This is a genomic window from Brevundimonas sp. UBA7506, assembly GCF_002479495.1.
In the GTDB taxonomy this organism is placed as follows: Bacteria; Pseudomonadota; Alphaproteobacteria; order Caulobacterales; family Caulobacteraceae; genus Brevundimonas.
Genome location: NZ_DLNQ01000007.1, coordinates 127,950 through 152,195, shown reverse-complemented (window position 1 = coordinate 152,195; position 24,246 = coordinate 127,950). Strand labels below are relative to the sequence as shown.

At 67.5% G+C, this 24,246-nt stretch carries 18 protein-coding genes; 12 read left to right on the top strand and 6 right to left on the bottom strand.

Features of this window, described 5'->3' with window-relative positions; all coding sequences use genetic code 11:
* Nucleotides 1–60 precede the first annotated feature (60 nt).
* Entirely contained in the window at nt 61–1,479 is a 1,419-nt protein-coding gene (locus B3K53_RS07350; RefSeq protein ID WP_292083519.1) for an amino acid permease, read from the top strand.
* Here B3K53_RS07350 and lldD read toward each other — a convergent pair.
* The 3 genes from lldD to B3K53_RS07335 are packed head-to-tail and all read right to left on the bottom strand — an operon-like array spanning nt 1,476 to nt 4,209.
* A complete protein-coding gene (gene lldD, locus B3K53_RS07345) occupies nt 1,476–2,615 on the bottom strand; it encodes an FMN-dependent L-lactate dehydrogenase LldD (protein WP_292083518.1) in 1,140 nt (379 codons plus the stop codon). The two genes, B3K53_RS07350 and lldD, sit on opposite strands and share 4 nt — an antisense overlap.
* Nucleotides 2,616–2,625: 10 nt before the next feature.
* Complete coding sequence (locus B3K53_RS07340) at nt 2,626–3,387, bottom strand: SDR family NAD(P)-dependent oxidoreductase (RefSeq protein WP_292083517.1); 762 nt, start codon at nt 3,385–3,387, stop codon at nt 2,626–2,628.
* A 24-nt stretch (nt 3,388–3,411) separates the two neighbouring features.
* On the bottom strand, nt 3,412–4,209 hold the full coding sequence (locus B3K53_RS07335; protein WP_292083516.1) for an IclR family transcriptional regulator: 798 nt from the start codon (nt 4,207–4,209) through the stop codon (nt 3,412–3,414).
* Between the two features lie 150 nt (nt 4,210–4,359).
* Here B3K53_RS07335 and rhmD point away from each other — a divergent pair, with 150 nt between their 5' ends.
* From rhmD to B3K53_RS07295, 8 genes are all read left to right on the top strand, one after another.
* A complete protein-coding gene (gene rhmD, locus B3K53_RS07330) occupies nt 4,360–5,553 on the top strand; it encodes an L-rhamnonate dehydratase (protein ID WP_292083515.1) in 1,194 nt (397 codons plus the stop codon).
* Between the two features lie 17 nt (nt 5,554–5,570).
* Entirely contained in the window at nt 5,571–6,434 is an 864-nt protein-coding gene (locus B3K53_RS07325; RefSeq protein ID WP_292083513.1) for a fumarylacetoacetate hydrolase family protein, read from the top strand.
* Entirely contained in the window at nt 6,431–7,183 is a 753-nt protein-coding gene (locus tag B3K53_RS07320; protein ID WP_292083511.1) for an SDR family NAD(P)-dependent oxidoreductase, read from the top strand. The genes B3K53_RS07325 and B3K53_RS07320 overlap by 4 nt, the downstream gene beginning before the upstream one ends.
* Nucleotides 7,184–7,193: 10 nt before the next feature.
* Nucleotides 7,194–8,096, top strand: a complete 903-nt coding sequence (locus B3K53_RS07315) for an amidohydrolase family protein (RefSeq protein ID WP_292083510.1) — start codon at nt 7,194–7,196, stop codon at nt 8,094–8,096.
* Nucleotides 8,097–8,159: 63 nt separating this feature from the next.
* Entirely contained in the window at nt 8,160–9,422 is a 1,263-nt protein-coding gene (locus tag B3K53_RS07310) for a sugar MFS transporter (RefSeq protein ID WP_292083509.1), read from the top strand.
* Nucleotides 9,422–11,716, top strand: coding sequence for a hypothetical protein (locus B3K53_RS07305; RefSeq protein WP_292083508.1), 2,295 nt, complete (start codon nt 9,422–9,424; stop codon nt 11,714–11,716). The genes B3K53_RS07310 and B3K53_RS07305 overlap by 1 nt, the downstream gene beginning before the upstream one ends.
* Nucleotides 11,717–11,741: 25 nt before the next feature.
* Entirely contained in the window at nt 11,742–13,217 is a 1,476-nt protein-coding gene (locus B3K53_RS07300) for an oligogalacturonate lyase family protein (protein WP_292083507.1), read from the top strand.
* A gap of 320 nt (nt 13,218–13,537) precedes the next feature.
* Complete coding sequence (locus B3K53_RS07295; RefSeq protein WP_292083506.1) at nt 13,538–16,264, top strand: TonB-dependent receptor; 2,727 nt, start codon at nt 13,538–13,540, stop codon at nt 16,262–16,264.
* 138 nt (nt 16,265–16,402) lie between these two features.
* On the opposite strand, the gene B3K53_RS07290 is transcribed toward B3K53_RS07295, so the two are convergent.
* Nucleotides 16,403–17,779, bottom strand: coding sequence for a glycoside hydrolase family 28 protein (locus tag B3K53_RS07290; protein WP_292083505.1), 1,377 nt, complete (start codon nt 17,777–17,779; stop codon nt 16,403–16,405).
* Nucleotides 17,780–17,930: 151 nt separating this feature from the next.
* Between B3K53_RS07290 and B3K53_RS07285 the strand changes: the two genes are divergently transcribed.
* On the top strand, nt 17,931–20,180 hold the full coding sequence (locus tag B3K53_RS07285) for a glycoside hydrolase family 88 protein (RefSeq protein WP_292083503.1): 2,250 nt from the start codon (nt 17,931–17,933) through the stop codon (nt 20,178–20,180).
* Nucleotides 20,181–20,183: 3 nt separating this feature from the next.
* On the opposite strand, the gene B3K53_RS07280 is transcribed toward B3K53_RS07285, so the two are convergent.
* A complete protein-coding gene (locus B3K53_RS07280; protein ID WP_292083502.1) occupies nt 20,184–21,611 on the bottom strand; it encodes a LytR/AlgR family response regulator transcription factor in 1,428 nt (475 codons plus the stop codon).
* 110 nt (nt 21,612–21,721) lie between these two features.
* Here B3K53_RS07280 and B3K53_RS07275 point away from each other — a divergent pair, with 110 nt between their 5' ends.
* Both B3K53_RS07275 and B3K53_RS07270 read left to right on the top strand, forming a co-directional pair.
* A complete protein-coding gene (locus B3K53_RS07275; protein WP_292083501.1) occupies nt 21,722–23,179 on the top strand; it encodes an alpha/beta fold hydrolase in 1,458 nt (485 codons plus the stop codon).
* Between the two features lie 79 nt (nt 23,180–23,258).
* Complete coding sequence (locus B3K53_RS07270; protein ID WP_292083500.1) at nt 23,259–23,444, top strand: hypothetical protein; 186 nt, start codon at nt 23,259–23,261, stop codon at nt 23,442–23,444.
* A 103-nt stretch (nt 23,445–23,547) separates the two neighbouring features.
* On the opposite strand, the gene B3K53_RS07265 is transcribed toward B3K53_RS07270, so the two are convergent.
* Complete coding sequence (locus tag B3K53_RS07265) at nt 23,548–24,237, bottom strand: response regulator (protein WP_292083499.1); 690 nt, start codon at nt 24,235–24,237, stop codon at nt 23,548–23,550.
* Between the last annotated feature and the right edge of the window lie 9 nt (nt 24,238–24,246).

The window sequence follows — 24,246 nt, the reverse complement described above, 5'->3', positions numbered from 1 at the left end:
GGTTTTATCCTGCCCGCGATCCGTGCGAAGAGGTCCGCCCCCTCCCCCTAGGATCGCCAAATGGGCCGCTGGAACGCACGCAAGCGCATCGACGCCGACACTCAGAACACGCATGACGGGCAGGCCCTGCCGCGCACCCTGAGCTGGCCGCATCTGATCGCCATGGGCGTGGGCGCCATCGTCGGCACCGGCATCCTGACCCTGATCGGCATCGGCGCCGACAAGGCTGGACCTGCGGTGCTGCTGTCCTTCCTGATCGCCGGCTTCGTCTGCGCCTGCGCCGCCCTGGCCTATGCCGAGATGGCCTCGATGATCCCGGCTTCCGGCAGCGCCTATACCTATAGCTACGTCGTCATGGGCGAGGTCTTCGCCTGGATCATCGGTTGGAGCCTGATCCTGGAATACAGCCTGGTGGTCAGCGCCGTGGCGGTCAGCTGGTCAGGCTACGCCGCCCCCCTGCTGAACGGCTGGGCGGGCGTGCCCATGGCCCTGATGCAGGCGCCGCACGCGGGCGGGGTCGCCAACCTGCCCGCCCTCTTCATCATCGCCGTCGTCGCCGCCCTGCTGATCGCCGGCACGCGCAAGAGCGCCAGCCTGACCATGATCCTGGTGGCGGTGAAGCTGTCGGCCCTGGCCGTCTTCGTCTGGTTCGCCCTGCCCCATTTCGACGCCGCCAACCTGGAGCCCTTCAGCCCCTACGGTTTCGCGCGCAACATGGGCGCCGACGGCGTCGAGCGTGGCATCATGGCCGCCGCCGCCATCATCTTCTCGGCCTTCTACGGCTTCGACGCCATCGCCACCGCCGCCGAGGAAACCCGCAATCCCAAGCGCGATCTGGCCATCGGCATCATCGGCTCCATGTTCGCCTGCGCCGCCATCTATACGATCATCGCCCTGGCGGCCCTGGGCGCCACGCCCTTCACCGCCTTCGCCAACAGCCCCGAGCCCCTGGCCCTGATCCTGCGCGAGATCAACCAGCCCGGCGCCGCCCGCTTCCTGGCCGTGACCGCCGTGCTCACCCTGCCGACCGTCATCATGGCCTTCTTCTACGGCCAGAGCCGCATCTTCTTCGTCATGGCGCGTGACGGCCTGCTGCCGCACGGCCTGTCCAGGGTGTCGAAAGGCGGCCGTCCGATCCGCATCACCCTGTTCACGGTCGCCGTCGTCGGCGCCATCAGCCTGTTCCTGCCGCTGGACGAGATCGTCGCCCTGGCCAACGCCGGATCGCTGGTCGCCTTCACGGCGGTGGCGGTCTGCATGCTGATCATGCGCCGCCGTGCGCCCGACGCGCCGCGCGGCTTCCGCACGCCCCTGGCCTGGGTGATCGGCCCCATCGCCATCGCCGGCTGTCTCTACCTTTTGGCCAGCCTGCCGCAGAAGACCCACCTGTGGTTCCTGTTCTGGAACCTGGCCGGGATCGCCGTCTATCTGGCCTATGGTCGTCGCCACAGCCTGGCGGGCAAGCCGCCCGCCTCTTAGGCGAGGGCGCTACGGTCCAGCTGATCCACCCGCGTCACGCCGGTCAGGGCCATGGCCACCTTCATCTCGGCGGCCATCAGGTTCAGCACATGGCTGACGCCCGCCTCGCCGCGCGCGGCCAGGGCATAGGCCCAGGCCCGGCCGATCAGCACCCCGTCGGCGCCGAGCGCCAGCATCCGCGCCACGTCCAGGCCGGAACGAATCCCGCCGTCGGCCAGCACCGTCAACCGCCCCTCGACCGCGTCGGCGATCGGCGGCAGGGCGCGGGTCGAGGACAGGACGCCGTCCAGTTGCCGCCCGCCGTGGTTCGACACCACCAGACCGTCAGCGCCTAGGTCCGCCACCCGTTTGGCGTCGTCCGCGTCCAGCACGCCCTTGATGATCAGCGGCCCCTTCCAGCGCTCGCGCACCCAGGCCAGATCGTCCCAGGTCACGGTGGGATCGAAGTTGTCGCGCATCCAGGCGAAGAAGTCGTCGATGCCGGTCTTGCCCTTCAGCACCGGCGCGACATTGCCCAGCGAATGCGGACCGCCCCGGACGCCGACATCCCAGGCCCAGGCGGGACGGCCGACCGCCTGCATGGCGCGGCGCATGTCGCCGAAGAAGCCCGAGGCCCCTGCCAGACCCGAGTGGTAGTCGCGATAGCGCGACCCCGGCACCGGCATGTCGACGGTGAAGATCAGGGCCGGACATTTGGCCGCCTCGGCCAGATCCAGCAGGTCGGCCATGAAGGCGCGGTCGCGGATCATATAGAGCTGGAACCAGAAGGGCGTCGGACTGCCCGCCGCCACTTCGCCGATCGAACAGGCCCCGACCGTAGACAGGGTGAAGGGCACGCCGAAGGCAGCGGCGGCGCGGGCGGCCTGGACCTCGCCGCGCCGGGCGTTCATCCCCGCCAGCCCGACGGGCGCCAGGGCCACCGGCAGGCTTTGCTTCTGCCCGAACAAGGTCGCCGACAGGTCGATGTCCGACACGTCGCGCAGCACGCGCTGACGCAAGGCCACATCGCGCAGATCGGAGATGTTCCGGCCCAGCGTCGTCTCGGCGTAGGAGCCGCCGTCGATGTATTCGAACAGGAAGCGCGGCAGGCGCCGACGCGCCAGCTCGCGATAGTCGGTGATGGAGGCCGCCTTCACGCCGCCCGTCCTATTGCAGGTTCACAAAGGCGCCGCCGTCAACCAGCAGGGCCGCGCCGGTGACATAGGCCGCCATGTCCGAGGCCAGGAAGGCGACCGCGCCGCCGATGTCTTCGGGCTGACCCAGACGGCCCAGCGGGATGCGGCCTTCCATGTATTCGCGCTTGGCCGGATCGGACAGGTCGTCCTTGTTGATGTCGGTCAGGATGGTGCCCGGCAGCACCGAGTTGCAGCGGATGCCGTGCTTGCCCAGGGCGATGGCGCAGGACTGCATGAGGCTGTGCACGCCCGCCTTTGTCGGGGTGTAGTGGGTCTGGAACTCGCCGCCGACCAGGGCCGAGATCGAGCTGATGGCGACGATGGCCCCGCCGTTGCCCTGCTTCACCATCTGGTTCGCCGCCGCCTGGGTCATGAAGTAGGCGCCGTGCAGGTTGACCTCCATCGTCCGCTTCAGCGTTTCCGCCGGCATGTCGAGGAAGGCGTGGAAGGGGCAGATCCCGGCGTTGGAGACGAAGACGTCCACCTTGCCGAAAGCTTCAACCGCAGCGCTGACGAAAGCCGCCGCCGTTTCCGGCAGGGCCACGTCGCCCTCGACCGAGATGCAGCGCCGACCATGGGCCTCGACCGCCGCGATCACTTCGGCCGCAGCTTCGCCGCCGGCGTAGCTGTTGATCGCCACATCCGCGCCCTGTTTGGCCATTTCCACGGCCACGGCCGCCCCGATGCCTCGCGATCCTCCAGTGATGAGGACGACCTTGTCTTTAAGCAGCATGGGGGCTCCGTACAGTCAGTTACTTCAGGGTTTGGGGGTCCAGCCCAGGTCGCCGCTGATGGCGTTGGCGGCGTCGGTGACCGTCTTGGTCAGCTCGGCCATCCGGGCGTCGGACATGTATTGTGCGGCGGAGGAGACGCTGATCGCGGCCACGATATGCCCGTCGACCGACCGGATCGGGGCGGCGACGCAGCGAACCTGATCCTCGTTTTCCTCGAGGTCGAAGGCGTAGCCCTTCTCGGCGTAACCGCGCATCCGCTCCATCCAGACGGCGCGGGCGGCGGAATCGAACGGCGCGCCCTCCGGGGCGTAGAAGTCGCTCCACTCCGGCTCGGACTTGTCGAGGATCAGGGCCTTGCCCAGACCGGTCGAGGCGATGGGGTGACGCTCCCCAAGGCGCGAGCCGATGTTGACCCGGCGACGTCCCGGCACCTTGTCCAGATAAAGAGCGAAGCGGCCGTCCAGCACGCCCAGGTGCACCGTGTCGTCGGTCGCCGCCGACAGATGCTCCAGCCAGGGGCGCGCCACCCGCGGCAGGTGCATCTGCTGGCTGGCGGCGTGGCCCAACTCCAGCAGCTTGGGACCGAGCGAATAGCCCTCGCGCGGGCGGAAGGACAGCAGACGACGGTCCACCAAAGCCGAAGCCAAACGGTGGGTGGTGCTGCGCGTCAGCTCCAGCTTCTCGGACAGTTCGGCCAGAGGCAGCGAGCCGTCGATCAACGCGTCGATGACATCCAGACCGCGCAGCAGGGTCTGGCTGCCGGAGGCCTTGACCCCGGTTTCCTCTTCGCCTTCGCCGTGTTCGGTCTTGATTGACGTCATTCGTCCCATCTCGTAATCCTCATTCCCAGAATGTAGCAAAACACGCAAGCGGGCCGCTCAAATGGTTGGCAAGTTTGACGGGTCGCACGGAGGAACGCCAGTGAAATCCCGCATTATGGGAGCGGATTACCGTATCTCGGTGATTTGCCAATGAGCCGCCTGCCGAAAATCAAACACGTCCGCGCATTTGTTGTGAAGAACGACGGCACGGGCGGGGGCGCCGACTATCATGACCAGGGCGACGGCCACTGGATCGACGACCACATCGCCACGCCCATGGCGAAATACCCCGAGTACCGCCAGAGCCGCCGCAGCTTCGGCATCAATGTGCTGGGCACCCTGGTCGTCGAGATCGAAGCGGACAATGGCGTGGTCGGCTTCGCGGTGACCACCGGCGGCGAGCCCGCCGCCTATATCGTCGAAAAGCACCTGGCCCGCTTCCTGGAAGGGCGCGATCCGTCCGAGGTCGAGAAGATCTGGGACCAGATGTATTTCTCGACCCAGTATTATGGCCGCAAGGGTCTGGTGGTGAACGCCATCTCCGGCGTCGACCTGGCCCTGTGGGACCTGCTGGGCCGCCTGCGTCAGGAACCGGTCTTCGCCATGCTCGGCGGGGCGGTTCGCGACGAACTGACCTTCTACGCCACCGGCGCCCGTCCCGACAAAGCCAAGGAACTGGGCTTCATCGGCGGCAAGATGCCCCTGCACCACGGCCCGGCCGAGGGCGAGGAAGGCCTGCGCAAGAACCTGGCCGAGCTTGAGGCCATGCGAAACGCCTGCGGCGACGACTTCTGGGTGATGTTCGACTGCTGGATGGCGCTGGACCTCAACTACGCCACCCGCCTGGCCCACGAGGCCCACAAGCTGGGTCTGAAGTGGATCGAGGAGGCCCTCAGCCCCGACGACTACTGGGGCTATCAGGCGCTGAAGAAGAACGCGCCCAAGGGGATGCTGGTCACCACCGGCGAGCATGAGGCCACCCGCTGGGGCTTCCGCATGCTGCTGGAAATGGAATGCTGCGACATCATCCAGCCCGACGTGGGCTGGTGCGGCGGCGTCACCGAGTTGCAGAAGATCTCGGCCCTGGCCGATTCCAAGGGAGTGCTGATGATCCCCCACGGCTCATCCGTCTATTCCTACCACTTCGTCGTGACGCGCCATAACAGCCCGTTCGCCGAGTTCCTGATGATGGCCCCCGGCGCCGACGAGGTCGTGCCCATGTTCCATCCGCAACTGATCGGCGAGCCCGTGCCCGTGAACGGCCGGCTCAAAGTCCCCGACACTCCCGGCTTCGGCGTCGAGCTGAACCGCGACATCGCCCTGCACCGCCCCTACGCGCGCTAAGACAAGAGTTCCTCCCCATGAAGCTCCTCCGCTACGGCCCCAAGGGTCAGGAAAAGCCCGGCACCCTGGACGCCGAAGGCCGCATCCGCGACCTGTCGGGCGTGGTCGCCGACATCACCCCGGACCAGCTGTGGGGCGAAGGCCTCGCCGCGCTGAAGGCCGTTGATCCCGAGACCCTGCCTCTGGTCGAGGGCGCGCCGCGTTACGGCGTGCCGGTCAACGGCGTGCGCAAGTTCATCGCCATCGGCCTGAACTTCGCCGACCATGCCGCCGAGTCCAACCTGCCGATCCCCGCCGAACCCGTGGTCTTCACCAAGGCGGTGTCCTGCTTGACGGGCCCGAATGATACCGTTGTCATTCCTCGCGGCTCCGAAAAGACCGACTGGGAAGTCGAGCTGGGCATCGTCATCGGCAAGCGCGCCTCCTACGTCGAACAGGCCGACGCCCTGGACCATGTGGCCGGCTATGTCCTGATCAACGACGTGTCAGAACGCGCCTTCCAGACCGAACGCGGCGGCACCTGGGACAAGGGCAAGGGCTGCGACACCTTCGGCCCGGTCGGCCCCTGGATCGTCACCACGGACGAGGTCGGCGACGTGCAGACGCTCGACATGTGGCTGGATCTCAACGGCAAGCGCATGCAGACCGGCAACACCCGGACCATGATCTTCGGCGTGGCCGAGATCGTCTCCTACGTCAGCCAGTTCATGACCCTGGAGCCCGGTGACCTGATCACCACCGGCACCCCGCCCGGCGTCGGTCTGGGCCAGAAGCCCGAGCCCTTCTATCTCAAGGCCGGTGACGTCATGGAGCTGGGGATCGAAAAGCTGGGTTCTCAGCGCCAATCGGTCGTCGCTTGGTCCAAGGACGTGGTGGCATGAGCGCCTATCAGGGCCGTTTCACCGGCCGCACCGCCGTCGTCACCGGCGGCGCCTCGGGCCTGGGCAAGGCCTCGGCCGCCCGCATCGTCGCCGAGGGCGGCCAGGTCGTGCTCTGGGATCTTAACGCGGACACGCTGAAGGCCGCCGCCGAGGAAGTGGGCGCCGTCGCCACGGTGGCCCTGGACGTGGCCGACCCGGCCGCCGTAGAGGCCGCCGCCAAGACCTCGCATGAGGCCCTCGGCGGGCGCATCGATATCCTGGTCGCCTCGGCCGGCATTACCGGCGCCACCGTGCCGGTGCACGAGTTCCCGCTCGACAGCTGGAAGCGCGTGGTCGACATCAACCTGAACGGCGTCTTCTACTGCTGCCGCGCCGTCACCCCCTACATGCTGGACAACGGCTATGGCCGCATCGTCAACGTGGCCTCGGTCGCGGGCAAGGAAGGCAACCCCAACGCCAGCGCCTATTCGGCGTCCAAGGCCGGCGTGATCGGCTTCACCAAGTCCCTGGGCAAGGAACTGGCCGGCAAGGGCGTCATCGCCAACAGCCTGACCCCCGCCACCTTCGAAAGCCCCATCCTGGAGCAGCTGCCGCAGAGCCAGGTCGACTACATGCGCTCCAAGATCCCCATGGGCCGCCTGGGCGAGGTCGAGGAAAGCGTCGCCATGGTCTGCTTCATGGCGTCGGAAGAATGCAGCTTCACCACCGCCTCGACGTTCGATACGTCGGGCGGCCGCACGACCTACTAGGGAGCTTCAGGTGGGCCGCGACCTTCGCATCGTCGATCCGCACGTCCACCTGTGGGACCTGTCACGCGCCCGCTATGGCTGGCTGCAGGACGATCCACTGCCGAACAATCCGGCGGGGGACATGGCCCCGATCGCGCACCGCGATTACCTGCTGAAGGACTACCTGGCCGACACGGCGAACTGGCGCGTGGACAAGATCGTCCATGTCGAGGCCGGCCAGCCGCGCGGTCAACAGTTGGCCGAGACCGACTGGCTGCAGGCCATGGCCGACGACTACGGCTATCCGCATAGCGTCGTCGCCGGCGCCGACCTGACCGACCCCGATCTGGACGCCCTGCTGGAAGCCCACGCCGCGCGGCCCAACGTCCGGGGCGTGCGCCAGATCGTCTGCTGGCACGCCGATCCGAAGAAGACCTACAATCCCGCTGATCCCCTGCTCGATCCCGCATGGCGCGCGGGATTCGCCAAGCTGGCGCGGCACGGCCTGTCCTTCGACCTGCAGCTTTATCCGTCGCAGATGGCCAGCGCGGTCGAACTGGCCGACGCCCATCCCGACATTCCGCTGATCATCAACCACGCCGGTCTGCCGACCGACCGCGACGACGCGGGCTTGGCGCTCTGGCGCACCGGGCTGAAGGCCCTGGCCGAGCGTCCGCAGGTCTCGATCAAGATCTCCGGCCTCGGCATCACCGACCGCGCCTGGACGCCCGACAGCATCCGCGCGGTCGTCCTGACCTGCATCGAGACCTTCGGAACCCGCCGCGCCATGTTCGCCAGCGACTTCCCGGTCGAGCGCGTTCACGGAACCTTCGACGCCTTCTATTCCGCCTTCGACGCCATCACGCGCCACTTCAGCGCCGATGAACGCGACCGTCTGTTCGCCGCCAACGCCGAGGCGATCTACCGCATCTGACCCACCATTCGCCGAGCCCGCATCAAGACGGCGCCGGCCCCCGAGGAAGCCCGAGAGGACGACATGAGTATCGAAACCGACGCCGCCCACACCCCCGGCGGTCTCGCCGTGCCCGCCGGCAACCTGCGCGGTCCGCTGGCCTTCGCCATCGCCTGCTTCCTGATCTGGGGTCTGGCCTACGGCCTGCTGGACGTTCTGAACAAGCATTTCCAGGACACGCTCAGCATCAGCCACGCCGACAGCGCCTGGCTGCAGATCGCCTATTTCGGGGCCTATCTGCTGCTCAGCGTGCCTGCGGGCATGCTGCTGAACGCGCGCGGGTACAAGTTCGGCATCGTCACCGGCCTGATGGTCGCGGCGGTCGGCGCCCTGCTCTTCATTCCGGCGGCCAGCGCCGGCGCCTTCCTGCCCTTCGTCGGCTCGATGTTCGTTCTGGCGGCTGGTCTTTGCATCCTCGAGACCAGCGCCGACACCTATGTGAACGTGCTGGGCGACCCGGCCAAGGCGCCGCAGCGCCTGAACCTGGCGCAGTCGTTCAATGCGCTTGGCGTCTTCTTCGGCCCCCTGATCGGCGGCGCGGTCTTCTTCAGTCCCACCACGACCGAGGCTCTGGGCGGCGCCACCCGCTCGATCCAGATCGTCTATGGCCTGATCGCCCTGGGCGTCGTGCTGTTCGCCCTGGTGGTGTGGCGCGCCCGCCTGCCCGAAACGGGCCTGGCCGACCACGGCGGCGAGGACGCCGGCGGCGTGGCCAAGCCGCTGTCCAAGCAACCGCACTTCGTCGCGGGCGTCATCACTCAGGCCCTCTACATCGGCGCCCAGGTCGGCATCGGCGCCTTCTTCATCAACCTGGTGACCCAGAACTGGCAGGGCCTGAGCAGCCAGACCGGCGCCTTCATGCTGTCGCTGGCCGCCATCGGCTATCTGGTCGGCCGCTTCGCTGCGACCGCCCTTCTGCTCAAGGTCAAGCCGCGCACCCTGCTGACCGCCTATGGCGTCATCAACGTCATCCTGACGCTGATCGTGGCCGCCGGCATCGACAAGGTGTCGCCGATCGCCCTGATCGCCGTCTTCTTCTTCATGTCCACCATGTTCGCCACCATCTTCGCCCTGGGCACGACGGGCCTGGGCGCCGCGACGAAGAAGGCCTCGTCTCTGATGGTCATGGCCATCGGCGGCGGCGTGCTGCTGCCCTGGCCCATGGGCAAGATTTCCGATCTCTATGGTGCCAATGTCGCCTTCCTCCTGCCCGCCGCATGCTTCGTGGTCGTCGCCTGGTACGGCTGGAAGGGCGCGGGTCTGGGTCTGAAGACGGAGGCCAAGTAATGCGTCTGCGTTCCGCCCTGCTCGCCTTCACCCTGCTGGCCGGCCCGGTCGCTCTGCCGCTGGGCGCCTGCGCCCAGACGGTTCAGCCGGCATCGGCGGTCGCCCCGGCGGCCCCGATCAACCGGCAGGCCCTGGCCCAGCGTCATAATGTGACGCTGGCCGCCATCGACCGCCACGCCCCGATCATGTTGGGCAATGGCGACCTGGGCTTCACCGCCGACATCACCGGCCTGCAAACCTTCCCCGAGCAGTATTCGGAACTGGCCCCCCTGCTGACCATGGCCCAGTGGGCCTGGCACAGCTTCCCCAACCCTCAGGGCTACACTGAGCAGAACGGGCTGGTGAACGTGCCTGTCCCCGGTCGCGGCGAGCAGCCCTACGCCTGGATGAAGTCCTGGGCCGAGGCCGAGACCAACCCGGCCTACACCTGGCTTCGGGCCAACCCGCACCGCATCTCGCTCAGCCGCATCGGCCTGAGCTTCAGCGACGGCCGCGCCCTCGACTTCGCCAAGGTGGCCGACACCCGCCAGACCCTGGACCTGTGGTCGGGCGCCCTGACCAGCCGCTTCACCTATGACGGCCAGTCGGTCGAGGTCGTGACGCGCGTCCATCCCGAGCTCGACATGGTCATGGTCGAGATCGTCTCGCCTCTGGTCGCGTCGCAGGGCCTGGGCGTTCAGGTCCGCTATCCCGGCGTGAACCCGGCGATCAACCCGGATCCGACCAGCTTCGACGCCACGGGCGCGCAAAGCCTGGAGGTCGTCGCCTTCGACACCGGCGACGTTCGCATTCGCCGCACCCTGGACGACACCACCTATCATTCCGGCATCATCGCCTCGGGCAAGATTGAGCAGAGCGGGGCTGACCGCTTCAGCGTCGTCGCCAACGGCCGCGACCGGCTGACCGTCATGGTCCGCTTCGATCAGACGGCGGACACGACGAAGGCCCCCGCCTACTCCTCCAGCGTTCAGGCCGTAACCACCCACTGGAACGCCTTCTGGACCCAGGGCGGCGCCGTCGACTTCACCGGCTCGACTGACCCGCGCGCCACTGAGCTGGAGCGCCGCGTGGTCCTGTCACAGTATCTGTCCGCCGTGAACGGCGCGGGCGAGCTGCCGCCGCAGGAAGAGGGCCTCTTCTCCAACTCCTGGTACGGCAAGTTCCATCTGGAGATGCATCCCTGGCACGCCGGCTGGCAGGCCATGTGGGGCCGCCCCGAACTGCTGGAGCGCAGCCTGCCCTGGTATCTGGGCAATCTCGACAACGCCCGGGCCGAGGCAGCGCGTCACGGGGTCAAGGGCGCCTGGTGGCCGAAGATGGTCGGGCCCGAGGGCCGCAACAGCCCCAGCCTCGTCTCCCCCTTCATCATGTGGCAGCAGCCGCATCCGATCCTCCTGGCCGAACTGGTCTGGCGCTCGGAAAAGGACCCGGCGGTGCTGGGCCGGTACAGCGAACTGGTCGAGACTACCGCCGACCTGCTGGTTTCCTGGCCGATCGAACAGAACGGCCGCCTGAACCTCGGCACGCCCCTGATTCCGGCTCAGGAAAACTATGATCCCCTGACCACGGTGAACCCGACCTTCGAGGTCGAGTATTTCCGCTGGGCGCTGGAAACCGCGCAACAGTGGCGTGTCCGTCAGGGACAGCCCCGTCGCGCCGACTGGGATCAGGCCCTGGCCAAGATCGCCCCACCGGCGATGAAGGACGGCCTCTACCTGCCGGTCGAGAGCGTGCCGGACTTCTGGGAGACGGCCATGTCGGACGCCTGCCGCAAGCACGCCGCGGCTGCCCAGTGCAAGAACCGCGACCACCCCTCCTTCCTGATGGCCTATGGCTTCATTCCCGGCGCGCGGATCGATCCCGCCGCCATGCGCCGAACCTTCGAGGCGGTGGAACAGAACTGGGACGTGCGCCAGACTTGGGGCTGGGACTTCCCCATGATGGCCATGACCGCCGCCCGCCTCGGCGAGCCGGAAAAGGCTGTCGACTGGCTGTTCGCCGACCTGAAGAACAATCAGTGGGGCGTCACCGGCATGACCCCGCGCGTCCATCTGGACGAGCACGCCGACGAGCTGGTGCCGGTGTCCGCCGGCGCCGGCGGCGTGGAGATGTCGGTCAATCCCGACGGCGCGGGCTATCGTCGCGCGGCCGAGACCTACTTCCCGTCCAACGGCTCGCTGCTGATGGCGGTGGGTCTGATGGCCGGCGGCTGGGACGGCTCGACCGGCCACGCGCCCGGCTTCCCGAAAGAAGGCTGGAGCGTGCGGGTCGAAGGCCTGACGCCCGCGCCCTGATGACGATGATCAAGAGGACCGCCCCATGACGACCTCCCGCCGTTCCGCCCTCAAGGCCCTGTTGGCCGCCCCCGCCGCCGCGGGCGTCGCCAGCGTCGCCCACGCCCAGAGCGCCACGCCGGCGCCGCGCGTGGCGAACGGCTTGCCACCCGCCCTGCCGCCGGCCGGGCAGGTCCCGGCTTGGCCCGCGCCCAACACCGCCCCGCCCTCAACCCAGGAGGCGCCGCACCAGCCGCCGCAATGGTCCGGCCCCGTGCCGACGGACTGGATCGACCAGAAGACCGGACACCGCATCCGCCGCCTGACGCCCGACGGAGGCGGCAAGCCCTATTTCTACAAAAACATGTTCCTGCCTGCGAAGGCGGGCGCGCCGGACCTGATGGTCATCTCGACGCCCCAGGGCATTTCGACGGTGGACCTCAAGACCTGGACGCTGAGCGTCCTGGTCCCTGACCGCAACGCCGACCTGATGTTCACCGGGCGCAAGGGTCGCAACGTCTATTACTCGGTCACCGAGCCGGGCGAGGCCCAGCTGATGGACCGCGCCAAGACGATCTACGTCATCGACGTCGATACGAAGCGCACGCGCCGGATCGCCCGCATCCCCAACGGCAACATCAACTCGGTCAACGCCGACGAGACCCTGCTGCTAGGCTTCGTCGCCTATGGGTCGGAACCGCTTCAACCGGGCGTCGGCGACCCGCGCAACCGCCGCTTCGATCAGGCCGAGTACGCCGCCAACGGACCGGACGGAAAGCCCCTGAACTTCGCCCGCGCCAAGGGCGTGCGGATGCTGCAACGCTGGGCCGCCCGCTATCCGATGGAGATCTTCGTCATCGACATGGCGACCGGCGAACGCCGCGTCATCCACTCGACCAACGAATGGATCGGCCACACCCAGTTCTCGCCGACGGATCCCGACCGCATCATCTTCTGCCACGAAGGCCCCTGGCATCGGGTTGATCGCATGTGGACGATGAAGGTCGACGGCTCGGACCTGCGCAAGACCCACACCCGAACCATGAACTTCGAGATCTTCGGCCACGAGTGGTTCAGCCCCGACGGCAAGCAGGTGCTCTATGACCTCCAGACCCCGCGCGGTCAGGTCTTCTGGGTCGCCTCGGTGGATCTGGAGACGGGCAAGCGCGTCTATCGCCGGGTCGAGCAGAACGATTGGTCCGTCCACTTCAACGTCTCGCCGGACGGCCGGATGTTCGCCGGCGACGGCGGCGACGGCGACATGGTGGCCCATGCTCCGGACGGCAAATGGATCGTCCTTCTGCGTCCCGAACCCATCGTCGATGAAGACCCCTCCAGCGACAAGGACGATCAGATCAGCGTCGAATACCTGCGCTCGGAACGGCTGGTCGACCTGTCCAACCACGACTATCGGCTGGAGCCCAACCTGACCTTTACGCCGGACGGCCGCTGGATCGTCTTCGTCTCCAACATGCATGGCCGGAATCACGTCTATGCCGTCGAGGTGGCCCGCGCGGCCTGACCGCCCTGCCGCGCCTTGTGCAAAGAAGGCCCCGGAGCGATCCGGGGCCTTTTTCTTATCTCACACGTCCGACGGGATACCCGTGTTCCGCAATTCAGAACCCGATCCCATGTGTTTTTGGCGACGACGCGCGCCGCCATCCCTTTGCCTGAAAACACATTTTCGACGTCTTGCGGGCTTCAAAATGCACGGCTGACATCAGTCAGTTGCAAAAGACGGGAAGCTGTTGCAAGAAGTGGCACGCGCTGACGTCCAACTATGCGCGACACCATACCAACAAATGACACCGGTGCCACTGGCTCCGGTGCGGGGAGAGAAACATGGAACGGCCCTTCAGCCACGCCCGGACTCTGTGCATCGCCGGCGTTTCGGCGACCGCCCTGCTGTGGGGCGCCGCCCCCGCCTTCGCCCAGGAGGCCGCGCCGGCTCCCGAGCAGGAAGAAGCCACCACCGTCGACGAGATCGTCGTCACCGGCTTCCGCTCCAGCCTGCAGCAGGCCCTGAACGTCAAGCGCCGCGAAGCCGGCGCCGTGGACGCCATCCTGGCTGAAGACATCGCCGACTTCCCCGATCAGAACCTGGCCGAGGCCATCCAGCGCCTGCCCGGCGTGACCATCGAGCGCGTCAACGGCCAGGGCACGACCATCTCGGTGCGCGGTCTGGGCGCCGACTTCACCCGCACCCGCATCAACGGCCTGGAGGCCCAGGCGGCCTCGGGCGGCAACCGCAACCGCAGCTTCGACTTCTCGATGTTCGCGTCGGAACTGTTCAACAGCATCAAGGTCCGCAAGACCCAGTCGGCCGAGATCGAAGAGGGCTCGCTGGGCTCGACCGTCGACCTGCAGACCGGCCGCCCGCTGGACTTCTCGCGCAGCGGCTTCAACTCGGCCCTGTCGGTCCAGGGGTCGTACAACGACCTGTCGGAAAAGACCGTGCCGCGCACGGCCGGCCTGCTGAGCTGGTCGAACGAGGACAAGACCTTCGGCGCCCTGCTGTCGGTGGCCTATTCCGAGCGTTCGCCGATCCTCGAAAGCTTCAACACGACGCGCTGGCAGAAGGGCAACCCGGCCCAAGCCTATGGCGTCGGCCAGAACTTCGGCGGCTGCGTCCCCTGCACCACGACGGCTCAACGCACCGAGCTGCTGAACGCCTTCTATCCGCGCATCCCGCGCTACACCTTCGGCAACACCCAGGAAGATCGCCTGGGTCTGACCGGCGCCCTGCAATGGCGCCCCAGCGACCGCACCGAGGTGGTGCTGGATCTGCTCTGGTCGCGCCTGAACTCGGAGCTGGAAAGCCCCAACGTCGAAGCCTGGGCCTTCAGCCGCGCCGCCGTGAACAACGTCATCGTTCGCGACTACGCCATCGACGCAAACAAGAACGCCCTGTCCTACGGCGTCTTCGACAACATGCTGGTGCGTTCAGAAAACGGCTTCACCCGCAATGAGAGCACCTTCGCCCAGGCCTCGCTGAACGTCCGTCATGACTTCACCGACCGCCTGCGCGGCAACATGAAGCTGGGCCTCAACAAGTCGGAAGCCCGCACCCCGATCAACGTCACCTACGCCTTTGAACAGGCTGGCGTGAACGGCTACACCATCGACTTCCGCGGCAATGACCGCATGCCGATGATCAACTACGGCTACGACATCACCTCGGGCAAGGGTTTCACCCTGGTCCAGGGCACGCGCAGCACCAGCGGCGGCGACTTCGACAACAATGTCGTGGCCGGCGCCCTGGAATACGACTGGAACCCGTCGCTGACCTTCAAGGCCGGCGGTGAGTACCGCACCTATGGCTTCAGCACCTGGGGCGTGGCGCGCGCCGCCACCAACACCACCGGCGCCGATCGCATCACCGGCGTGGACGCCCTGGGCAAGATCGTCAGCATCGACGGCAAGATCGGCGTCCCCGCCGGTTCGAGCATGAACTTCATCGTGCCCGATATCTGGAAGATCAACGACTTCCTCAGCACCTATGACGATCCGCTGGTCTCGAACCGCAGCGAGCGCGAAGTCGACGAGACCGACAAGGGCCTCTTCGTCCAGGCCGACTTCAACACCGACTTCGCCAACATGGTGGTGCGCGGCAACGTGGGCGTCCGTTACGCCCAGACCGAGGTCGAATCCAAGGGCTGGCAGACGATCACGGGCGCGGGCGGACCGACCTACGCCTATGTCACGGCCAATAACGACTACGACGACGTCCTGCCGTCGTTCAACCTGGCCATCGAGCCGCGTGACGACCTGGTCGTCCGCCTGGGCGCCGCCAAGGTCATGTCGCGTCCGACCCTGGGCGATCTGACGCCGGGCGGCGGCGTGTCGCCGACCACGCGCACCGTCTCCTACGGCAACCCGCTGCTGGATCCGTTCCGGGCCACCAACTACGACCTGTCGGTCGAGTGGTACTTCCAGAACGAAGGCCTGCTGGCCGCCGCCGTCTTCTACAAGGACATCGACAGCTTCATCACCTCGGTGACCGAGTCGATCGTCTGGAGCGACCTGGGTCTGCCTGACGACCTGCTGCAAGGCGCCGCGCGTCCGACCGACGTCTTCCAGGTCACGCGCAAGCTCAACGGCCAAGGCGGTTCGCTGCACGGTCTGGAAATCCAGTACCAGCAGCCCTTCACCTTCCTGCCCGGCCTGTGGTCGAACTTCGGCTTCATCGGCAACTTCACCTATGTCGACTCCGAGGTCGATTACGGCGCCGCCGGCAAGAACCGTCTGACGGGTCAGTCGAAGAACACTTACAACACGACCCTGTACTACGAGGACGGCCCCTTCCAGGCCCGCGTCTCGGCGGCCTATCGTAGCGGCTACCTGATGTCCTTCCCGGGCGGCAACGGCAACTCGGAAGAAGGCATGAACGCGACGACCTACATCGACGCCTCCATGTCCTACGCCTTCAACGACAACCTGACGGTGTCGCTGGAAGGCATCAACCTGACCGACGAATACAATGATCGTTACGTCGATGTGGCGGACCGCGTGTCCGACTACCGCCACACCGGCCGTGAGATCGCTATCGGATTGCGCTGGAAATACTGATCTTCCTCCCTGAGCCTTTCAGCGCATCACTTGGCCCGGAGCGTTCTCGCTCCGGGCCTCTTTTTTGCCTGCCGCCACGCAGCAAAAAGCCCCGACGCCTAAACGCCGGGGCTCTGACTTTCTAACTCTGCGGACGCCCTAGAGGCCGACCACGCCGCGCGAGGCCGTCACCTTGGGGCCCGTCCCGTCCAGAGTGTCGATCCTGCAGTCGCTGAAGCGCCAGTTGTCGGCGTTGGCGATGCTGCCCGCCTCGCGCACGTCCCAGTCCAGCCGCTCGAACTGGAAGTCGCGCAGCGGCGCCTCTTCATAGGCGGCGGCCTCGAAGCCGATCTTGCCGCCGACCGCCTTGATGTCCGACAGGCGCACGTCGCGGATGCGGGGGATGCCCTGCTCGCGCGGCACCGGGGTCGCCAGGGCGCGCCAGTAGTCGGGGATGTCGGTGATCCCCGCCGGGATCTGGGCGTAGGAGTAGTTCGGGTACCAGTTCAGATTGACCCGGAACAGCGTCGCCACGTCCTGCAGATGGATGTTCTTCAGGGCGATGTTGTTGATGACCCCGCCGCGCGTGTGACCCGACTTGAAGAAGATGCCCAGCGGCACCGGGTATTCGATCCGCAGGCCCGACACCTCGATATCCTCGAATCCGCCCGAGGTCTCGCTGCCGAAGGTCATGCCGGCCAGGGCGTCGCGCACGATGCAGTCGCGCACCTTCACCTGACGACAGGGCCGCGCCACGCGCAGGCCGTCCCAGTCGCGCCCGGCCTTGATGCAGATGGCGTCGTCGTTGACCGACAGGTCGCAGCGCTCGACCAGAACCCGCTCCGACGAGTCGATGTCGATGCCGTCCGTCGAGGGGCCGCGACCGCCCAGATTGTTGCGGATGATCAGGTCCGACACCTTCACGTCGCGCGAATAACAGACATGCACGGTCCAGAAGCCCGCCCGCGCCAGGTTCAGCCCCGACACCTCGACCGCCTCGGAATCATAGACATGGATCAGGCGCGGGCGGCGGCAGTCATAGTCCGCAGCCCAGCGCAGATCCTTGGGATCATAGTCGCGGCGCATAGCCCAATAGCTGTCCCAGAAGACCTTGCCGTCGCCGTCCACCAGACCCTCGCCGGTGATCCTGGCGTTCTTCTCGCGGTAGATGTTCAGCAGGCCCGCCGGCCATTCCATCTCGATCCCGGCGACGCGGGTGCGAACCATGGGATAGGCGGCGATGTCGCGCAGCCCCTTCACCGTGGCGCCGCGTCCGATCAGCAGGGTGACGTTCGACTTCACGAACAGCGAGCCGGACAGATAGACGCCGGGCTTCAGCACCACGGTCCCGCCGCCCGCGCCCGCCGCCGCGTCGATGGCGGCCTGGATCGGACGGGTGTTGATCGTCTCGCCGTCGCCGACCGCGCCGAAGTCGGCGGCGTCGAAGGTGCGGCCCGTCGATCGTGCGAAGGCAGGCGGGGCTGCGGTGGCGATGGCCCCGGTCAGGCCGAGTTGCAGCAGGGAGCGGCGATGCATGGGCGTTCCTCAATATGCTGGCCGCCTTGGGCGACGGCGTCTTGTCGCGCGGTGTCATTCCGACTTGCGCTGCTCATCCACCATTTTATGGTACGCATAAGCAAATAGTGAAACCCCAAACCCATCGGGGTTCGTACCGGAGAGAACGCCTGTGACGCTACGCCGCGCCGTGCCGACGATTGCCGCCTTCCTGCTGGCCAGCACCGTCCTGACCTCTCCCGCTCTGGCGCAGTCCGCCGCCGGCCAGCCCTGGGCGCCGCAGTCGAACCCCGGCGTCGAGGCCGAATGGCTGACCGCCAAGCCGCGTCCTGACCTCAACTTCCGCGCCGACGCCCGCCCCTCACGCGAACAGACCATGGCGGCGGTCGAATATGTCGCTTCGTCGCAGATCAAGGACATGGCGTCGCGTCCGCTGGCCCTTTCGACCGGCAGCAACCTGACGCAGATGTCGTCCAACTGGGTCGCCGCCACCTTCTACATCGGCGCAGCGCGCCTGGCCCGTGTGTCGGACGATCCCGAGACCCTGCGCTTCCTGACGGCGGTGGCCGAGCACTACAACTACAGCCTGCGCGGCGCTCGTTCCGGCCCGACCATGCTGAACGCCGACGACCAGACCATCGGCGACCTCTACCTCGAACTCTATTCGCGTCGGGGCCAGGACGGGGTGCTGATGCCCCTACGTCAGCGCCTGGACTATATGGTCCCGCACCTGAACCGCACGACCGAGACCGAGGCCTCCATCTGGTGGTGGGCCGACGCCCTCTACATGGCGCCCCCGGTGCTGGCGCGCATGTCGGCGGTGACCGGCGATCCCAAATACATCCGCGGCATGGACAAGGAGTTCCGCCGCACCATCGACCGCCTGTGGGTGCCCGAGCAGCGCCTCTTCCTGCGCGACCAGCGCTTCGAGGGCCGCACGGAAGCCAACGGCCAGCCCATCTACTGGAGCCGCGCCAACGGCTGGGTCATGGGCGGTCTGGCCCGCACCCTGGAGGCCATGCCCGCCGACTTCGAGGGTCGTCAGGACTATATCGACATCTTCCAGTCCATGGCCGGGCGCATCCGCGAACTGCAGCAGGACGACGGCCTGTGGCGCGCCAGCCTGCTGGCCCCCGAGCTTTACCCGCAGGCCGAGACCTCGGGTTCGGTCTTCTACGTCTACGCCATGGCCTGGGGCATCAACCACGGCCTGCTGGACCGCGCGACCTATGAACCCGCCGTGCTCAAGGGCTGGGCCGCGCTGAACCGCCACGTCCTGCCCAGCGGCCTGATCGGCGCGACGCAGAAGACCGGCGACATGCCCGTGGCGACCGATCCGAACGAAGTCGGCCTCTACACCACCGGCACCTATCTGCTGGCCGGTCTGGAGGTCGCCGACCTGAACGGCGCGCAAAAGAGCCTGCCCCTGGCCGAGCCCGCACGCGACACGCCGCAGGTGATCGCCGCCACCACGCCGACGCCCCCCGCCCCCGTCACCGTCGTCGGCGAGGCCGAGATCAAGCGTCGCGCCGAGGAGATGCACGCCACCCGCGCCCTCTCCTATGACCCCGCCGCTCTGGGGCGTCCCGCCGAGGTCGAGCGCCTGACGCCGCCGCCCGCCGACCAGCAGCAACCGCGCGCCGTGGTCCGCTTCGCCCCCGACCGTCTCGACGACTTGCTGTGGGAGAACGACCGCGTCGCCCACCGCATCTACGGCCCGGCGCTGGAGGCGCGCGAGGCGCCCTCGGGCTCGGGCATAGACGTCTGGGCCAAGCGCGTCCGCTATCCCTACATGGACCGCCAGCTGCGCTTCCCCAACTACCACGTCGATCGCGGCGAAGGCCTGGACTACTACGACGTCGGGCGCGGGCGCGGCTCGGGCGGTCTGGGCGTCTGGTACGAGAACAAGCTGTGGACCAGCCGCAACTTCTCGACCTATCGCATCGAGGAGACCGGCGGCGACGAGGCCCGCTTCAGCGTCGACTATCGCCCCTGGCCCGTCGATGTGGCCCGCAAGGTCTGGGAGACGCGCGACTTCAGCCTGCCGCTGGGCTCCAACTTCACCCGCATGACCTCGACGCTTAGCTCGGACACGTCAGAGCCCCTGATCGTCGGCATCGGCATCTCCAAGCGCCGAAACGCTGCGGGAGCCGGCGCCGTCACCCGCGACGCCGCCAACGGCCGCCTGATGTTCTGGGAGCCCGCCAATCCCGAGCACGGCTCCATCGGCATCGCCATCGCCGTCGATCCCGCCCTGGTCGAAGGCTTCGCCGAGGACGCCGACAACTATCTGATCCTGGTCCGCGTCACCCCTGGCCGGCCCTTCACCTACTACATGGGCTCCGCCTGGGACGGCGGCCTGGACTTCAAGACGCGGGAAAGCTGGGAGGCCTACGCGGCGGGCCAGACCTTCCGGTTCTGACGCTCACACGCGCGGTGCGGCGTTGAGCGCGTCGCGAACGCTCGGAAGACGGTTTCGGCTGATGGGCAGGGATGCGCCCTCGTCCATCAGCAAGCGCCCTTGCCCGCCTTCACGCTCAAAGCCACGGACGTGGGCCAGGTTGGCGATCACCGAGCGGTGGACCCGCAGGAAGCTGGCGGGCAGTTCCGCTTCAAGTCGATCGAGACGGGCGGCGTGCAGCATTCTGCGTCCGTTCGTCAGGCGCAGTTCCACGTAGTCGTCGGCGCCGACCACGGCCAGGATGTCGACGAGCGGCACCCGCTCGACCCCGCGCGACGAGGCCACCGTCAGACAGTCCGGACGCGCGGCGGCGCGGGTCAGCGCCGCCTCCCGTTCCTGATCGGCGCGCCCCAATCGAACGACATCGGCCATCAGAAGGGGAAGCAGAAGGCCCGCGGCGAACAGGAAATAGGACAGGTCGACCAGCAAGCTCGGGAACAGCATGCCCACCGCGATGAAGACGGCGAGATAGGCCAGCATCGGCCGCGCGCCGGGCAGTCGGCGGCGCACGGCGACGGCGGCGACGACGGCGGAAAGCGCCAGGCCGATCATCAGAGCCAACGTCGTCTTCAGGTCGAAACCGGGGGCGAGGCCGGTCGCGGCCACGGCCGCCGCCGCCAGAAGCACCAGCCGGCCGCGCGCCTGCGGCCAGAAGCGCGACACGACATAGGAAACCAGCAGGACCGCGAAGGCGGCGCTCAGAACCCAGATGCCGACCAGCCGCAGACCGTGGACGGGATAGGCATAGGGAACCAGCGCCCGCAGGCTTTCCAGAATCGCCTGCAGACCCGCGACCCCGGCCAGGGCCGCCAGCGCCAGGCTCGAACCCGTGCGGCGCAGACTGTAGATGACGGCGAAACCGAAGGCGGCCGCGAACAGCGCCCCGGCCGCGATGAAGGCGATCGCCACCGGGATCGTGCGCGACGGCCAGGGATAGGCGGCGACCATGATCCCCCCGACGGGATTGTCCAGACGCACGACCCCGTGAAACGACGACATATGGACCACGACCAGGTTGTCGGCCGAACGCCACAGCCGCTCGGGGATGGGGAAGGACGCTTCATAACGACCAGCCGCTTCCGCCGCTGGCGAGCCGCCCGGTCGTCCGTTCGCGCCCAGCTTCTGCCCATTGAGCCAGACTTCCGAGGAGGCCGCGCCGACGACATAGAGGGCGGCGGGTTCGTCGCCGCTCGGGCGCTGCACGGCGGCGCGCAACCACAACTCGCGCCCTTGCGGATCGATGACGCCTTCGACCGGGCGACAGTCGTGCAGAACGGGCGCCGCCGCGCCCGGTTCGCCCCGACACGCCTGCCAGTCATAGCCCTGATCCTGCGCTCGCGACGCCGTCGGCAGCGAGGTCCAGAGAATCGCGATGAGAAGAATCCGCCACATGGCGCGGACCCTATCGCCATTCGCTTGAAAGCGCTGCCGTTCACCGACGCAGGCCGACCGTTGGCCGAAGCACGCCCCACAGCGCCGAAAAGCCTGCTTCAACCGGGGTCATGACACACACATCCCTGAACCGCCGCTCCATCCTCACCGCCGCCGGCCTGTCGCTTCCCGGTCTGGCGCTCTTGTCGAAAACCGCCTGGGCTCAGGACGCCCAGCCCGAAGCCGGGCCCTTCCGCTTCAAGGCCGGCAACGGCGAGGAAGTCGACGCTGAACGCGGCTTCTTCGAGGCGCCCGAGGATCGCCGCGTTCCGGGTTCGCGCCGCATCCGCATCGGCTATGTGCGCTTCGCCTCGACCGCGAAGAACCCGGGACCGCCCATCATCTATCTGGCCGGCGGACCGGGCGGTTCGGGCCCGCGCACGGCGATGGGGCCGCGCTTCCCGATCTTCATGGCGCTGAGAGAAGTGGCCGACGTCATTGCTCTGGATCAGCGCGGGGTCGGGATGTCGAACCACATTCCTGAACGGGAAACCAGCACCCCCTATCCCGCCATGACCCACGCCGCCGTGAGCGCCTGGTACCGCGAGGAAACGCAGAAGGCCTGGGTGGACTGGAAACGCGCCGGCGTGGCCATAGCCGGGTACAATACCGAACAGAACGCCGACGACATCGAGGACCTGCGCCGCCATCTGGGCGTGGACAAGGTCAATCTGTGGGGCATCAGCTACGGCACCCACCTGGCCCTCTCGGTGCTGAAGCGCCACCCGAATTCGATCGGTCGCGTCGCCCTGGCCAGCCTTGAAGGTCAGGACCAGACCGTCAAGCGTCCGGCCCACATCGACATGTTCCTGGACCGCGTGGATCAGCTGATGGGACAGGACCCCGCCGTTCGCGCGGCGATCCCGAACATGCCGGCCTTGATGCGCCGCGTGCATGAGCGGCTGGAAGCCAATCCGGCGACGGTTACCTTCGCCGGTGAAAACGGCCCCATCGACGTCCAGGTGGGCGGTTTCGGCATCCAGCTGCTGGCCTCCGCCCTGGTCGCCAACCCGCCGCAGCTCTCCATGCTGCCCGGCATCTATCTGAAGCTCGACGCAGGCGATACCGACAGCCTGGCGTCGATCATCCCGCCGCCCCACCGCTACTTCGGCGTCTCCGGCATGTCGACGACGATGGATATGGCCTCGGGCGTCTCGCCCGAACGTCTGGCGCTCATCACCCGGGAGGCGAAGACGGCGGTTCTGGGCGACGCCTTCAATCTGCCCATGCCGCATCTGGTGGCCGCCATCCCCGGCGTCGATCTGGGCGAGGACTTCCGCCAGCCCATCCGCATCGAGACCCCGGCGCTTCTGGTCGCCGGCTCGCTGGACGGCCGCACCCCGCTGGAGGAACAGGCCGAGGTCGTCGCCCAGTTCCAGAACAAGACCCAGGTTCTGGTCGAGAACGCCGGCCACAACGTCTTCGAGGCTCACCCCGAGGTGCAGCCCCTGCTGGTGAAGTTCTTCAGCGAACAGCCGGTGAGCGACACCAAACTGGTCCTGCCGCCGCCGACCTTCCCGGTCGCATAGGACGCGATGACAGACCGGCATACCCGGACGGGAATGCCGGTCTGTCCATGCGGCCGATCACCTCGACGCGGATCGGTTCGTGCTGAATGCAGCGCCCCGAGCGGGTCGCCTGAACGATGACGTCCTCGACCTCGATCGCTTCATCCTGATGGTCGTCGTCGTGGTGACCGGCCTCCTGCGCGAGCGCCGGAGACGCGGCGGCCGCAATCAGGGCGGCGACCGACGCCAACAGGATCTGGCGAGCACGAGACGAGACGACGGATGAAGACACGCGAGCTCCGAAGCAGACAGGAAGCGGGACCCTTGCCCCTAGCCGAGGCGGCCTCATGCACCCTGTAGCGGCTACAGGGTCAAGCGTTTCGCCACGATCAACCCGCCAGCCGGTACCCCACGCCAGGCTCCGTCAGGATCAGACGCGGCTGGGCCGGGTCGGCCTCCAGCTTCTGGCGCAACTGGCCGATGACCACGCGCAGATACTGGGTGTCGTCGGCGTGGGCCTTGCCCCATACGGCGGTCAGCAGGTCGCGGTGGCCGACCACCTTGCCGGCGTTGCGCGCCAGATGGGCCAGGACGTCGTATTCCTTGGGCGTGACGCGCACGGCCTCGCCCGCGCGGGTGATCAGGCGGCGCTCAAGGTCCATGACCACCTCGCCCGCCGTCAGCGGCCCGCTGGCCTCCACGCGCGGCGCGGCCTGCCTCAGGTTGGCCCGGACACGGGCCAGCAGTTCACCGACGCCGAAAGGCTTTTCGACATAGTCGTCAGCGCCCAGGTCCAGGGCCGCGATCTTCTCGGCCTCCTTGTCGCGCGCCGACAGGATGATGATGGGGCCGGCGTAGAACTCACGCGCGCGGGCCAGCACGTCCTTGCCGTCCATGTCGGGCAGGCCGAGGTCGAGGACCACGGCGTCGGGGCTCCACAGGGCGATGCCGCGCAGGCCCTCCTGCCCGCTGTCGGCGCGGCGCGGCTCATAGCCGGCGGCGTCCAGCGCCGGGGACAGGAAGCGGTGGATCTGGGGCTCGTCGTCGATGACGAGAATCTGGGGACGGACGGCGGCCATGCGGCGAAC

Bases quoted from the DNA above. Each gene is read 5' to 3' on its own strand.
- B3K53_RS07350 (WP_292083519.1), top strand. From the start codon at position 61: ATGGGCCGCTGGAACGCACGCAAGCGCATCGACGCCGACACTCAGAAC.
- B3K53_RS07340 (WP_292083517.1), bottom strand. From the start codon at position 3,387: ATGCTGCTTAAAGACAAGGTCGTCCTCATCACTGGAGGATCGCGAGGC.
- B3K53_RS07335 (WP_292083516.1), bottom strand. From the start codon at position 4,209: ATGACGTCAATCAAGACCGAACACGGCGAAGGCGAAGAGGAAACCGGG.
- rhmD (WP_292083515.1), top strand. From the start codon at position 4,360: ATGAGCCGCCTGCCGAAAATCAAACACGTCCGCGCATTTGTTGTGAAG.
- B3K53_RS07325 (WP_292083513.1), top strand. From the start codon at position 5,571: ATGAAGCTCCTCCGCTACGGCCCCAAGGGTCAGGAAAAGCCCGGCACC.
- B3K53_RS07320 (WP_292083511.1), top strand. From the start codon at position 6,431: ATGAGCGCCTATCAGGGCCGTTTCACCGGCCGCACCGCCGTCGTCACC.
- B3K53_RS07310 (WP_292083509.1), top strand. From the start codon at position 8,160: ATGAGTATCGAAACCGACGCCGCCCACACCCCCGGCGGTCTCGCCGTG.
- B3K53_RS07305 (WP_292083508.1), top strand. From the start codon at position 9,422: ATGCGTCTGCGTTCCGCCCTGCTCGCCTTCACCCTGCTGGCCGGCCCG.
- B3K53_RS07300 (WP_292083507.1), top strand. From the start codon at position 11,742: ATGACGACCTCCCGCCGTTCCGCCCTCAAGGCCCTGTTGGCCGCCCCC.
- B3K53_RS07295 (WP_292083506.1), top strand. From the start codon at position 13,538: ATGGAACGGCCCTTCAGCCACGCCCGGACTCTGTGCATCGCCGGCGTT.
- B3K53_RS07290 (WP_292083505.1), bottom strand. From the start codon at position 17,779: ATGCATCGCCGCTCCCTGCTGCAACTCGGCCTGACCGGGGCCATCGCC.
- B3K53_RS07280 (WP_292083502.1), bottom strand. From the start codon at position 21,611: ATGTGGCGGATTCTTCTCATCGCGATTCTCTGGACCTCGCTGCCGACG.
- B3K53_RS07275 (WP_292083501.1), top strand. From the start codon at position 21,722: ATGACACACACATCCCTGAACCGCCGCTCCATCCTCACCGCCGCCGGC.
- B3K53_RS07265 (WP_292083499.1), bottom strand. From the start codon at position 24,237: ATGGCCGCCGTCCGTCCCCAGATTCTCGTCATCGACGACGAGCCCCAG.